The organism is Pseudomonas sp. BJa5, assembly GCF_030272875.2.
Classification (GTDB): domain Bacteria; phylum Pseudomonadota; class Gammaproteobacteria; order Pseudomonadales; family Pseudomonadaceae; genus Aquipseudomonas.
This window is the reverse complement of record NZ_JALRNG020000003.1, coordinates 43,119-55,893: the sequence shown is the minus strand read 5'-3', so window position 1 is coordinate 55,893 and position 12,775 is coordinate 43,119. Positions and strand designations below refer to the sequence as shown.

13 protein-coding genes are annotated in these 12,775 nt (G+C 63.9%); 10 read left to right on the top strand and 3 right to left on the bottom strand.

All coding sequences use genetic code 11. From position 1 onward, the window contains the following. Nucleotides 1-213 precede the first annotated feature (213 nt). From M2D63_RS02495 to csrA, 3 genes are all read left to right on the top strand, one after another. A complete protein-coding gene (locus tag M2D63_RS02495; protein WP_285861204.1) occupies nt 214-1,029 on the top strand; it encodes an SDR family oxidoreductase in 816 nt (271 codons plus the stop codon). Nucleotides 1,030-1,081: 52 nt separating this feature from the next. After that, the gene (locus M2D63_RS02490) at nt 1,082-1,414 is read left to right on the top strand and encodes a YnfA family protein (RefSeq protein WP_285861203.1); all 333 of its coding nucleotides are present in this window, start codon (nt 1,082-1,084) and stop codon (nt 1,412-1,414) included. Between the two features lie 136 nt (nt 1,415-1,550). Further along, entirely contained in the window at nt 1,551-1,733 is a 183-nt protein-coding gene (csrA, locus tag M2D63_RS02485; protein WP_285861202.1) for a carbon storage regulator CsrA, read from the top strand. Here the strand turns inward: csrA and M2D63_RS02480 are convergent, their stop codons facing one another. Beyond that, nucleotides 1,734-1,961: a YheU family protein gene (locus M2D63_RS02480; RefSeq protein WP_285861201.1), complete on the bottom strand. Its 228-nt coding sequence runs from the start codon at nt 1,959-1,961 to the stop codon at nt 1,734-1,736. It abuts the gene before it with no gap. 82 nt (nt 1,962-2,043) lie between these two features. Further along, on the bottom strand, nt 2,044-4,035 hold the full coding sequence (mnmC, locus tag M2D63_RS02475; RefSeq protein ID WP_285861200.1) for a bifunctional tRNA (5-methylaminomethyl-2-thiouridine)(34)-methyltransferase MnmD/FAD-dependent 5-carboxymethylaminomethyl-2-thiouridine(34) oxidoreductase MnmC: 1,992 nt from the start codon (nt 4,033-4,035) through the stop codon (nt 2,044-2,046). Between the two features lie 138 nt (nt 4,036-4,173). On the opposite strand from mnmC, the gene pap reads away from it, so the two are divergent. Both pap and M2D63_RS02465 read left to right on the top strand, forming a co-directional pair. Next, nucleotides 4,174-5,667, top strand: a complete 1,494-nt coding sequence (gene pap / locus M2D63_RS02470; protein ID WP_285861199.1) for a polyphosphate:AMP phosphotransferase — start codon at nt 4,174-4,176, stop codon at nt 5,665-5,667. A 187-nt stretch (nt 5,668-5,854) separates the two neighbouring features. Continuing rightward, a complete protein-coding gene (locus tag M2D63_RS02465; RefSeq protein WP_285861198.1) occupies nt 5,855-6,811 on the top strand; it encodes a DMT family transporter in 957 nt (318 codons plus the stop codon). Nucleotide 6,812: 1 nt separating this feature from the next. Here M2D63_RS02465 and M2D63_RS02460 read toward each other — a convergent pair whose 3' ends face one another. Beyond that, entirely contained in the window at nt 6,813-8,207 is a 1,395-nt protein-coding gene (locus M2D63_RS02460; RefSeq protein ID WP_285861197.1) for a class II fumarate hydratase, read from the bottom strand. Nucleotides 8,208-8,363: 156 nt separating this feature from the next. Between M2D63_RS02460 and M2D63_RS02455 the strand changes: the two genes are divergently transcribed. The 5 genes from M2D63_RS02455 (at nt 8,364) to M2D63_RS02435 (ending at nt 12,705) form a co-directional block, all read left to right on the top strand. Continuing rightward, the gene (locus M2D63_RS02455; RefSeq protein ID WP_285861196.1) at nt 8,364-8,888 is read left to right on the top strand and encodes a DUF2059 domain-containing protein; all 525 of its coding nucleotides are present in this window, start codon (nt 8,364-8,366) and stop codon (nt 8,886-8,888) included. 12 nt (nt 8,889-8,900) lie between these two features. Further along, nucleotides 8,901-9,200, top strand: coding sequence for a BolA family transcriptional regulator (locus M2D63_RS02450; protein WP_285861195.1), 300 nt, complete (start codon nt 8,901-8,903; stop codon nt 9,198-9,200). A gap of 105 nt (nt 9,201-9,305) precedes the next feature. Next, the gene (locus tag M2D63_RS02445; RefSeq protein ID WP_285861194.1) at nt 9,306-10,244 is read left to right on the top strand and encodes a rhodanese-related sulfurtransferase; all 939 of its coding nucleotides are present in this window, start codon (nt 9,306-9,308) and stop codon (nt 10,242-10,244) included. Nucleotides 10,245-10,247: 3 nt separating this feature from the next. Continuing rightward, nucleotides 10,248-10,880 (top strand): DsbA family protein, encoded by a 633-nt coding sequence (locus M2D63_RS02440; protein WP_285861193.1) that lies wholly within the window; start codon nt 10,248-10,250, stop codon nt 10,878-10,880. After that, entirely contained in the window at nt 10,873-12,705 is a 1,833-nt protein-coding gene (locus M2D63_RS02435; RefSeq protein ID WP_285861192.1) for an ABC transporter ATP-binding protein, read from the top strand. Before M2D63_RS02440 ends, M2D63_RS02435 begins: the two co-directional genes overlap by 8 nt. Nucleotides 12,706-12,775: the final 70 nt, after the last annotated feature.

Below are 12,775 nucleotides of genomic sequence, written 5' to 3'. Positions count from 1 at the left end.
AGGGTGAGAGCGTGGGTGTGGGCAATCCTCAGTTCGGCCCTGGGAATCATGGCCGCCTATCCATTGCGACCTTCGCTGTGCGGCAAAAGTTTTACCGGCCTGCCTGCGGTCCGCGTTTGCCTGCGCCATTCAGCATCCTGATAGCGGGTCTGGGCGGCCCGGGGCTTCGCTACACTGGCGACAACTTTCCAGGACAGTACAAGGCTTGCTGCTATGCAGAACCGCATGATGATTACCGGTGCCGGCTCCGGGCTCGGCCGTGAGATTGCATTGCGCTGGGCGCGCGAGGGGTGGCAATTGGCGTTGGCCGATGTCAACGAGGCGGGCCTGAAGGAAACCCTGGCCCTGGTCAGGGAGGCTGGCGGCGATGGTTTCGTACAGCGTTGCGATGTCCGTGACTACAGCCAGCTCACCGCGCTGGCCCAAGCCTGCGAGGAGAAATTCGGCGGCATCGATGTGATCGTCAACAACGCCGGCGTCGCCGCCGGCGGTTTCTTTGCAGAACTGTCCCTGGAAGACTGGGACTGGCAGATTGCGATCAACCTGATGGGGGTGGTCAAGGGCTGCAAGGCATTCCTGCCCCTGCTTGAGCGCAGCAAGGGACGGATCATCAACATCGCCTCGATGGCGGCTTTGATGCAGGGACCGGCCATGAGTAACTACAACGTGGCCAAGGCCGGTGTGCTGGCGCTTTCCGAAAGCCTGCTGATCGAGCTGCGCCAGCAGGAAGTGGCGGTGCATGTGGTGTGCCCGTCGTTCTTCCAGACCAACCTGCTCGACTCCTTCCGTGGCCCGACACCGGCCATGAAAGCCCAGGTCGGCAAGTTGCTGGAAAACTCGCCGATCAGCGCCGCCGACATTGCCGACTATATCCATCGGCAAGTGGCTGCGGGTGAGTTCCTGATCCTGCCCCATGAGCTGGGACGTGAAGCCTGGAAACTCAAGCAGCGCAACCCGCAGGCGATTTATGACGAGATGGCCGGCATGGCCGAGAAAATGCGCGCCAAGGCCAGGCCGCCGCAGGCTTGAGTGAGTGCATCGGGTATCCTTGGCGGTCTTTGAACAGCCTTGAGTACCTGATGTGATCAACTACCTGTGGTTTTTTCTTGCGGCGGTCTTTGAAATCGCTGGCTGCTATGCGTTCTACATGTGGTTGCGGCTGGGCAAGAGTGCCTGGTGGATTGCTCCGGCGTTGCTCAGCCTGACCCTGTTCGCCCTGATCCTCACCCGCGTCGAAGCGGCGTATGCCGGGCGCGCCTATGCGGCATACGGCGGCATCTACATTGTCACGTCCTTGCTGTGGCTGGCACTGATCGAACGTGCGCGGCCCCTGGGCAGTGACTGGATCGGTGCGCTGTTGTGCGTGCTGGGGGCCAGCATCATTGTGCTGGGGCCGCGCCTTCACACTGCCTGAAGCGGGGAAAACCCGATCGATTTGTAGGCAAATTCAGCGCGGCAAGTAGGCTGCGTCTAATTAACTGTCGGGGCATTGATGGCAGCCTACACCCCGGCCAGTCTCTGGATTCCCAAACCTGTGGAGGATCGGAGACATGTTGGTAATTGGCCGAGAAGTGGGTGAAGTCATCACTATCGATGACAATATCAAGATCAGGGTGATTTCCGTCGATGGCAACGTGGTGCGCTTCGGTATCTGCGCCCCTCGCCATGTCGATGTACACCGGGCGGAAATCTACCGGCGCCTCAATGAAACGCTGATCAAGGAAACTGACTGATCAGTCGAACAACTCCCTGGGCACTTCATGTTTGGCCAGCAGCTGGCATTGCTGGCTGTCGAGGTCGAAGAGGATGAAGGCCTGGCCTTTGGCCAGCGCCTGGCGCACGCGCAGCACGCGGGTTTCCAGGGGCGTGTCGTCGCCGTTGTCGGTGCCGTCGCGGGTGACGAAGTCCTCGATCAGGCGGGTGAGGGTTTCGGCTTCCAGTTGGTCGTAGGGAATCAGCATGGGCAGGACAGGTTTGGCGAAGTGATCACTTATGCTACGCGAAACCTGTCCTGGCTGTGTAGGCGCAGGTGCCTGTTGCCCGTCAGCCGTGCTTGCCCTTGCCGCGAATCAACTCGCGCAGCATGAAGCGATTCGGGTGGCAGGCTTCGGCGACGCTGCGCGGCACCGGTAGCGGCGCATTGTCGGCCCAGGCGGCGATCAGCTCGCCCGACAGCGGCGCGGTGATCAGCCCGCGCGAACCATGGCCGCTGTTGATGTACAGGCCATCGAGCCAGGGGCAGGGCGTGTCGGGGATCTGCCGGGCATCCTTGGCCAGCACCGCGTAGTCCCGCTCGAACGCTTGCCGGTCCGCCAGGGGACCGACGATCGGCAGGTAGTCGGGGCTGGTGCAGCGGAAGGCGGCGCGGCCCTGCAGGGTGTGCGGATCAATCCCGTGGGCACCGAGGCGCTCGGCCAGGTCGGTGGAAATGGCTTCCAGCAGCCCGAGGTTACCGATGTGCTCGCCGACGGTGGGGGTGAGGTCGGTGCTATGGAAGTCGAAACTGGCACCCAGGGTGTGCTCGCCGTCACGGGGCGGGGCTACATAACCGTCGGCGCAGACCACGGTGCCCAGCGCCTGGCTGCGTGCCGTGGCGGGCAGACGGGTGATCTGGCCGCGAATACGCTTGAGCGGCAGGCTGGCGCAGGGCTCGAAGCGCTGGATCTCGGCTGCGGTGGCCAGCACCACCAGAGGCGCACTGGCCAGCAGCTTCTCGCTTTCCCAGGCCTGCCACAGGCCATCGACCTTGCGCAGTTGCAGCACCTGATGGTGAGGCAGCAGGGTGATGTGCGGATGCTGCAATTGTGCCTGGCACAAGGCCGGCGGATGCACCCAGCCACCTTCGGGGTAGAACAGGCCGCCGCTGGCCAGGCTCACCCCGGCCAACGCCTCTGCTTGCTCGCGGTCCAGGCGCTCGAGCAATTGCGGGTTGAAGGCCTCGGCCAGCAGCGTCTGGCGCTGCGCTTCCTTGGCATCGAAGGCCAGTTGAAGGACCCCGCAGGCGTCCCAGTCACGGCCCTTTTGCAGGGCTTCGAGCAGGCGCCGGGTGTAGCCGAAGCCGCTGAGGATCAGCCGTGACAAGGCCGTGCCATGGGCCGAGAGCTTGAGGTAGAGCACACCTTGCGGGTTACCCGAGGCCTCGGCTGCGGCCGTGGCGTGACGCTCCAGTACGCTGACCTGCCAGCCTCGCGCCGCCAGACTCGCAGCCGTGGCGCAGCCGGCCAGGCCGGCACCGATCACCAAGGCCTGGCGCGGGCCGGGCAGGGCGGCGGGGCGGGCGAACCAGGGCGCAGCGAGCGGCTCAGGCTCAAGTTCGGCGGGTCGACCGCAAAAGACCCCGCGCAGAATCTCCCACTTCTTGCCGATGCCGGGAATGCGCTTCATCTTGAAGCCCACCGCAATCAACCCGCGACGCACCCAGCCGGTACTGGTGAAGGTGCCGAGGGTGGCGCCTGGCGCCGACAGGCGACCGACCTGGGCGAACAGTTCCGGCGTCCACATCTGCGGGTTCTTGGCCGGGGCGAAGCCGTCGAGAAACCAGGCATCGACCTGGGCGTCGAGTTGCGGCAATTGCTCCAGCACATCGCCGATCATCAGGGTCAGGCGTACCCGGCCCTGGTCGAAGACGAAGCTCTGGAAGCCCTCGTGCACGGCCACATACTGCGCCAGCAGCTGGGTGCTGAAGGGCGCCAGCTCCGGCCACAGGGCCAGGGCGCGGGTCAGGTCGGTGCGGCTGAGCGGGAACTTCTCCACGCTGATGAAGTGCAGGCAGGCGTCGTTTGCGGCGCACTCGGCGAACAGCTGCCAGGCGCAGAAAAAGTTGAGCCCGGTGCCAAACCCGGTTTCGCCGATCACCAGGCTCTGGCCGGGTGCCAGTGCGCTGAAACGCTGGCGCAGGTCGTTCTGGTCGATGAACACGTGACGGGTCTCTTCCAGGCTCTGGTCCTTGGAAAAGTAGATGTCATCGAACTGGCGCGAATGGGGGCGGCCCTGGTCGTCCCAGTCGATCTGGGCGTAGTGGATTACATCGGTCATGGTCGGCTCGGGTGGGGCTAGAGCGGCATTTTAGCTGATCGCCCGGCCACTGTTGGACTGACCTGCGGCAATCTTTGTCCGGGCAGACAATGTTCGGCGCGATCCGCTAGTCTTGCTTATCCATGTAGGGAGCCTGGTATGTTCGAATCCGCCGAAATTGGTCATTGCATCGACAAAGAAACCTACGAAGCCGAAGTGCCGGCGCTGCGCGAGGCGCTGCTCGAGGCACAGTTCGAACTCAAGCAGCAGGCGCGTTTCCCGGTGATCGTGCTGATCAACGGCATCGAAGGGGCGGGCAAGGGCGAGACGGTCAAGCTGCTCAACGAGTGGATGGACCCGCGCCTGATCGAAGTGCGCACCTTCGACCAGCAGACCGACGAAGAACTGGCCCGGCCACCGGCGTGGCGCTACTGGCGGGCGCTGCCGGCCAAGGGGCGCATCGGTGTCTTTTTCGGCAACTGGTACAGCCAGATGCTCCAGGGCCGTGTACATGGCGAGTTCAAGGATGCGGTGCTCGACCAGGCTATCCGCGGCGCCGAGCGCCTGGAAGAGATGCTTTGCGATGAAGGCGCGCTGATCTTCAAGTTCTGGTTCCACCTGTCCAAGAAGCAGATGAAAGCCCGGCTCAAGGCGCTCAAGGACGATCCGCTGCACAGTTGGCGGATCAGCCCGCTGGACTGGCAACAGTCGGAAACCTACGACCGCTTCGTACGCTTCGGCGAGCGGGTGCTGCGCCAGACCAGCCGCGACTATGCCCCCTGGCATGTGATCGAGGGCGTCGATCCCCATTACCGCAGCCTGGCTGTCGGCCGCATCCTTCTCGAAGGCTTGCAGACCGCGCTCAAGGTCCAGCATGCGCCGGTGCACCAGGCCAACATCGCACCGTTGGGCATGAGCATCGATCATCGCAGCCTGCTCGGCAGCCTGGACATGACCTTGCGCCTGGACAAGGACGATTATCAGGAGCAGCTGATCACCGAGCAGGCGCGACTGTCCGGGCTGCTGCGCGACAAGCACATGCGCCGGCATGCCCTGGTCGCGGTGTTCGAGGGAAACGATGCCGCCGGCAAGGGCGGCGCCATTCGCCGGGTGGCCGCGGCGCTGGACCCGCGCCAGTACCGCATCGTGCCGATTGCCGCACCCACCGACGAGGAGCGCGAGCAACCTTACCTGTGGCGTTTCTGGCGGCATGTGCCGGCGCGGGGCAAGTTCACCGTGTTCGATCGCTCCTGGTATGGCCGGGTGCTGGTCGAGCGGGTCGAGGGTTTCTGCAGCCAGGCCGACTGGATGCGGGCCTATGGCGAGATCAATGATTTTGAAGAGCAGCTGAGCATGGCCGGCGTGGTGGTGGTCAAGTTCTGGCTGTCGATCGACAAGCAGACGCAGCTGGAGCGCTTCCAGGAGCGCGAGCAGACGCCATTCAAACGCTTCAAGATCACCGAGGAAGACTGGCGCAACCGCGACAAGTGGGGGCTGTACGAAGCAGCGGTGGGTGACATGGTTGACCGCACCAGCACCGAGATCGCGCCCTGGACCCTGGTCGAGGCCAATGACAAGCGCTGGGCCCGGGTCAAGGTACTGCGCACGATCAACGAGGCGCTGGAGAAGGCGTTCAAGAAGGACAAGGCGTAGGAGCGGGCTTGCCCCGCTATGGCGTGCTGTCTGGCACATCGCATCGCAGGGCAAGCCCGCTCCCACGGATGATGCAGGAGCCTTGGGAATGAGATGCTGAAATCTTTTCCGCAATTGTACCTGTCGGCCCCCCGCACCCACCCCGTAGAATCCAGTCTCCCCCCACCAAAGGGCTTTCGAGGCTGGTATGCACATTTCTTCCGGACGCTGGGTCTATGGCCTGTCACTTTCGCTGCTGACGGCCCTGCTCTGGGGCATTCTGCCGATCAAGCTCAAGCAGGTGCTGCAGGTGATGGACCCGATCACCGTGACCTGGTTTCGCCTGCTGGTTTCCGGTGGCCTGCTGCTGGCGTGGCTGGCTGCGAGCAAGCGCCTGCCTTCGTTCAAATCCTTGGGAAGCAAGGGCTGGGGGCTGGTGGCGCTGGCCACGTTCGGCCTGGTCGGCAACTACGTGCTGTACCTGGTCGGCTTGAAGCTGCTCAGCCCCGGCACCGCGCAACTGGTGGTGCAAATGGGGCCGGTGTTGCTGCTGGTGGCCAGTGTGTTCCTGTTCAAGGAGCGTTTCAGCCTGGGGCAGGGCGTGGGCCTGGCCATCCTCCTGGTTGGCTTCGGCCTGTTCTTCAACCAGCGCCTGGAAGAGCTGCTGACGTCGCTGAGCGTCTACACCACGGGCGTGCTGACCATCCTGCTGGCGACCACGATCTGGGTCTTCTATGCCCTGAGCCAGAAGCAACTGCTGACGGTATGGAATTCCATGCAGGTGATGATGGTGATCTACCTGTGCTGCGCCCTGTTGCTGACGCCCTGGGTGCATCCGCTTGAAGCGCTGCAACTGACCCCGGTGCAAGGCTGGTTGTTGCTGGCCTGCTGCCTCAACACCCTGGTGGCCTACGGTGCCTTCGCCGAGGCCCTGGCCCACTGGGAGGCCTCGCGGGTCAGCGCGACCCTGGCGATCACGCCGCTGGTGACCTTTGTCGCCGTGGCCCTGGCTGCCTGGTTCTGGCCCGACTACGTGCACGCCGAGCAGATCAATACCCTGGGTTACATCGGTGCAATGGTGGTGGTGGCGGGTTCGGCGCTGACCGCGCTGGGCCCTTCGCTGGTGGCCGGCTGGCGGGCCAGGCGCGTGCGCCTGGCCCGGTGACTCAGCCTTTCTTGCCCGGTTCGAGCATGTCCTGCGGGCGTACCCACTGGTCGAACTGCTGGTTGCTCAGGTAGCCCAGGGTCAGCGCCGCCTCGCGCAGGGTGGTGCCTTCGCTGTAGGCCTTCTTGGCGATTTCCGCCGCCTTGTCGTAGCCGATATGTGGGTTGAGTGCGGTGACCAGCATCAGTCCGCGTTCCAGGTGCGCGGCCATTTGCTCGGCATCCGGCTCGATACCGGCCACGCAGTGCTGCTGGAAGTTGCGACAGCCGTCGGCCAGCAACTCGATCGATTGCAGCAGGTTGTGGATGATCACCGGCTTGAACACGTTCAATTGCAGGTGGCCCTGGCTTGCGGCAAAGCCGATCGCCGTGTCGTTGCCCAGCACCTGGCAGGCCAGCATCGACAGGGCCTCGCACTGGGTCGGATTGACCTTGCCGGGCATGATCGAGCTACCCGGCTCGTTGGCCGGCAGGCGCACTTCGGCCAGCCCGGCGCGGGGGCCGGAGCCGAGCAGGCGCAGGTCGTTGGCCAGTTTCATCAGCGCCACCGCCAGGGTCTTGAGGCTCCCGGCCAGGGTGGTCAGGGGTTCATGCCCGGCCAGGGCGGCGAACTTGTTCGGTGCGGTGACGAAGGGCAGGCCGGAAAGGGCGGCCAGCTCCGCGGCAATGGCTTCGGCAAAGCCGTGCGGTGCGTTCAGCCCGGTGCCCACCGCAGTGCCGCCCTGGGCCAGCTCGCACACTGCCGGCAGGGCGCTGCGAATCGCCTTCTGGGCATAGTCGAGCTGGGCCACATAAGCCGAGACTTCCTGGCCGAAGGTGATCGGCGTGGCATCCATCATGTGGGTGCGGCCGGTCTTGACCAGGTGCTGGTGGCGCGCCGCAAGTTCGGCCAGGCCCGAGGACAGCTCGGCGATCGCCGGCAACAGCTGGTGCTGGACGGCCTGGGCGGCGGCGATGTGCATGGCGGTGGGGAAGCAGTCGTTGGAGCTTTGCGAGCGGTTGACGTGGTCATTGGGGTGGACCGGCACCTTGCCGCCGCGACCCTTGCCGGCCAGTTCGTTGGCGCGACCGGCAATCACTTCATTGACGTTCATGTTGCTCTGGGTGCCACTGCCGGTCTGCCAGACGACGAGCGGAAACTGGTCGTCGAGCTGGCCGTCGAGGACCTCGTCGGCGGCCTGTTCGATCAGCCGGGCAATATCGGCCGGAAGGTCTCCGTTGCGGTCGTTGACCCGTGCGGCGGCTTTCTTGATCAGCGCCAGGGCATGCAGGACGGCCAGTGGCATGCGTTCCTTGCCGATGGCGAAATTGATCAGCGAGCGTTGCGTCTGGGCACCCCAGTAGGCCTGGTCAGGAACTTCGACCTGCCCCAGGCTGTCAGTTTCGATACGACTCATGCTGCGATCACTCCCTTGTGGTCTGAACTCGCAGTTTAGGTCCCTTTTCGCCGTAGCGGATCCAACGCTCGTCGTTCCACTTGAGTGCCGTGCCCCAGTCAGCGCAGAATGCTCTACTCTGGGGTACTACCTCCTCTGTCTAATGAAGGAATTCCGATGACCCGTCTTCGCGCCCTTTGCACCGCTGTTGCGCTGGTCTGCGCCAGCGGCCAGGTGCTTGCCGACACCGCCAGCCACAACGCCAGTGCCGAAAAATTCCTCATGATGGCGCACGCCGACAAGCTGGGTACCCCGGTCTACATGCAGGTGCAGCAGATGTTTGCCCAGCGTTTCGAGCAGACCAAGGCCCCGGCCTCGAAGAAAGCCGTACTCGACAGCTACCAGGCCAAGGCCAACGCCGCCCTGGACCAGGCTATCGGCTGGAACAAGCTCAAGCCTGACATGGTCAAGCTGTACACCAGCACCTTCAGCGAAAGCGAACTCAAGGACCTGGTCGCGTTCTACCAGTCGCCGCTGGGCAAGAAAGTCATGGAAAAAATGCCGCAGATCACCCAACAGTCGGCCCAGCTGACCCAGCGCAAGCTTGAAAGCGCGGTACCGGTGGTCAACAAGCTGCTGGCCGACATGACCAAGGAACTCGATCCGAAGGCCGCCCAGGCCGCTCCGGCCAAGAAGCCGTAAGCGGAGCCTGACATGAGCATGCAGCAAAAGATCGAACAGAGCCTCCAGGCCCTCGCACCGCAGCACCTTGAGGTGCTCGACGAGAGCCATATGCACAGCCGCGGCCAACAGACCCACTACAAGGCCGTGCTGGTCAGCGAGCAGTTCGAGGGCCTGAACAGCGTCAAGCGCCACCAGAAGGTCTACGCCACCCTGGGTGAGCTGATGGGGCAATTCCATGCCCTGGCCCTGCACACCTATACCCCTGCCGAATGGCAGAAAGTCGGCGTCGCGCCTGCTTCGCCCACCTGTGCCGGTGGCAGCAAGCACTGATTTTATCGTCAGCTTTTTGTTAGAATGTGCAACGCGCCGCTCGTCGGCGCGTTTTTTTTTATCCGGTCCGCCCTTTGCGAGGGTGACCACCTGGAGATTCATTGCATGACCCAAGCTATCGTCGTGGCGGCGCTGTACAAGTTCGTCACCCTGAAAGATTACGTCGAGCTGCGCGAGCCGCTGCTCGAATCCATGCTGGCCAACGACATCAAGGGCACCTTGTTGCTGGCCGAGGAAGGCATCAACGGCACCGTCTCCGGCAGTCGTGAAGGTATCGACGGCCTGCTGGCCTGGCTGCGCAGCGATGAGCGCCTGGTGGATATCGACCACAAGGAATCCTACTGCGACGAGCAGCCGTTCTACCGCACCAAGGTCAAGCTCAAGAAAGAGATCGTCACCCTGGGCGTGCCGGGCGTGGACCCGAACCACAAGGTCGGTACCTACGTCGAGCCCCAGGACTGGAACGCGCTGATCAGCGATCCCGAGGTGCTGCTGATCGACACCCGCAACGACTACGAAGTGGCCATCGGCACCTTCGAGGGCGCGATCGATCCGAAGACCACCACCTTCCGTGAGTTCCCCGAATACATCAAAGCCAACTTCGACCCGGCCCGGCACAAGAAAGTGGCGATGTTCTGCACCGGTGGTATCCGCTGCGAGAAAGCCTCCAGCTACATGCTCGGTGAAGGTTTCGAAGAGGTCTATCATCTTAAGGGCGGGATCCTGAAATACCTCGAAGAGGTGCCTCAGGATGAAAGCCGCTGGCAGGGCGACTGCTTCGTGTTCGACAACCGGGTCACCGTGCGTCACGACCTGAGCGAGGGCGACTACGACCAGTGCCATGCCTGCCGCACCCCGATCAGCGTGGAAGACCGTGCGTCCGAGCACTACTCGCCTGGTATCAGTTGCCCGCATTGCTGGGACAGCCTGAGCGAGAAAACCCGACGCAGCGCCATTGACCGGCAGAAACAGATCGAGCTGGCCAAGGCCCGTAACCAGCCACACCCGATCGGTCACAACTACCGCAAAGCTGCCGAGGCCTGACCGATGTCCGCACGCCTGCTCTATGTGATGGACCCGATGTGCTCCTGGTGCTGGGGGTTTGCGCCGGTGGCCCAGGCCCTTATCGCCCAGGCACACGAAGCCGGGATCGAGACCCGCCTGGTGGTCGGTGGCTTGCGCACCGGCAGCAGTGCACTGGATGCCTCGACCCGACGCTACATCCTCGAGCATTGGCAGGCGGTCACCCAGGCCACGGGCCAGCCCTTTACCCACGAAGGCGCCATGCCGGACGGTTTCGTCTACGACACCGAGCCTGCCTGCCGCGCCCTGGTGACGGCCCGCAGCCTTGACGAACACCGCACCTGGGCGCTGCTGGCGGCCATCCAGCGGGCGTTCTACCAGGGTGGCCAGGATGTTACCCGCGCACCCGAGCTGGTGGCGCTGGCCGAACAGGTCGGCTTCGACCGTGCGCTGTTCGCCGAGCGCTTTACCAGCGCCGACGTGCGTGCGGCCACCGCCGCCGATTTCACTTGGGCCCAGGATTTGGGCATTGCCGGGTTCCCGACGCTGCTGGCCGAGCGCAATGGCCAACTGGCCTTGCTGACCAACGGCTACCAGCCACTCGATAGCCTCAGCCCGCTGCTCGGTCGCTGGCTGCAGCAGGCCGCCTGTGCTTGACCTGCCAGGGTCGCCCGACCCTGTGCCGGGGCCTGCCCCCGCTGTTGCCGATCGCTTGAGCTGGGCGGAAATCCGTCGCCTGGCCCTGCATCACAAGAAAGCCCTGTGGATCGCCAACGGCGTTGCCGTGCTGGCGGCCCTGTGCAGCGTGCCGATTCCCTTGCTGTTGCCCCTGCTGGTCGACGAAGTACTGCTCGGCCATGGCGATGCCGCGCTCAAATGGATGAACCACGTATTGCCCGGCAACTGGCAGGTGGCGGCCGGCTACATCGGCCTGATGCTGCTGCTGACCCTGGGCCTGCGCTGTTCGGCGCTGGCCTTCAACGTGGTGCAGGCGAAACTGTTCGCAGGCCTTGCCAAGGACATTGTCTATCGCCTGCGCATCCGCCTGATCGAGCGGCTCAAGCGCATCTCCCTCAAGGAATACGAAAGCCTGGGCGCCGGTACGGTGACCACGCACCTGGTCACCGACCTGGATACCCTGGACAAGTTCGTCGGTGAAACCCTGAGCCGCTTCCTGGTGGCCATGCTGACCCTCACCGGTACCGCCGGGATCCTGATCTGGATGCACTGGAAGCTGGCCTTGCTGATCCTGCTGTTCAACCCCCTGGTGATCTTTGCCACGGTGCAGTTGGGCAAGCGGGTCAAGCACTTGAAGAAGCTCGAAAACGACAGCACCTCGCGCTTTACCCAGGCGCTGACCGAAACCCTGGACGCCATCCAGGAAATCCGCGCCAGCAACCGCCAGGGCTATTTCCTCGGGCGCCTTGGCCTGCGTGCCCAGGAGGTGCGCAACTATGCGGTCGCCTCGCAATGGAAAAGCGATGCCAGTGGCCGTGCCAGCGGTCTGCTGTTCCAGTTCGGCATCGATATCTTCCGTGCCGCGGCGATGCTCACGGTGCTGTTTTCCGACCTGTCCATCGGCCAGATGCTGGCGGTGTTCAGCTACCTCTGGTTCATGATCGGTCCGGTCGAGCAACTGCTCAACCTGCAGTACGCCTATTACGCGGCAGGCGGTGCCCTGAGCCGCCTCAACGAACTGCTGGCGCGTGCCGACGAGCCGCAGTTCCCTGGCGGCGTCGATCCGTTCAAGGGGCGCGACACGGTGGGTATCGAAGTCCAGGGCCTGCGTTTTGCCTATGCCGACGAGCCGGTGCTCGACCAGTTGAACCTGTCCATCGCCCCAGGCGAAAAAGTCGCCATCGTCGGTGCCAGTGGCGGTGGCAAGAGCACCCTGGTGCAGTTGCTGCTCGGGCTCTACAGCGCCCAGGCCGGGACCATCCGCTTTGGCGGTTCGACCTTGCAGGACATCGGTCTGGAAACCCTGCGCGAGCATGTGGCGGTGGTGCTGCAGCATCCATCGCTGTTCAACGACAGCGTGCGCGCCAACCTGACCATGGGCCGTGACTGCAGCGACGAGGCCTGCTGGCAGGCGCTGGCCATCGCCCAGCTCGATGCCACCATCGCTGCCATGCCGCGTGGCCTGGACACCGTGGTCGGGCGTTCCGGCGTGCGCCTGTCGGGCGGTCAGCGCCAGCGCCTGGCGATTGCGCGGATGGTCCTGGCCGAGCCCAAGGTGGTGATCCTCGACGAGGCCACCTCGGCGCTGGACGCGGCCACCGAATACAACCTGCACCAGGCCCTGGCGCGCTTCCTCAGCGCCCGCACCACGCTGATCATTGCCCATCGGCTGTCGGCGGTGAAACAGGCCGATCGGGTGCTGGTCTTCGATGGCGGGCATGTGGCCGAAGACGGTGATCACCAGCAATTGATCGCCGATGGTGGCTTATACGCCAAGTTGTACGGTCATTTGCAACAGAGTTGAGTGCAAAGTGAGGCCGGGCCACGAAAAGCGCTCCAGCTTTCATGGCAAATAGCCTAGTCTGTGCATCAAC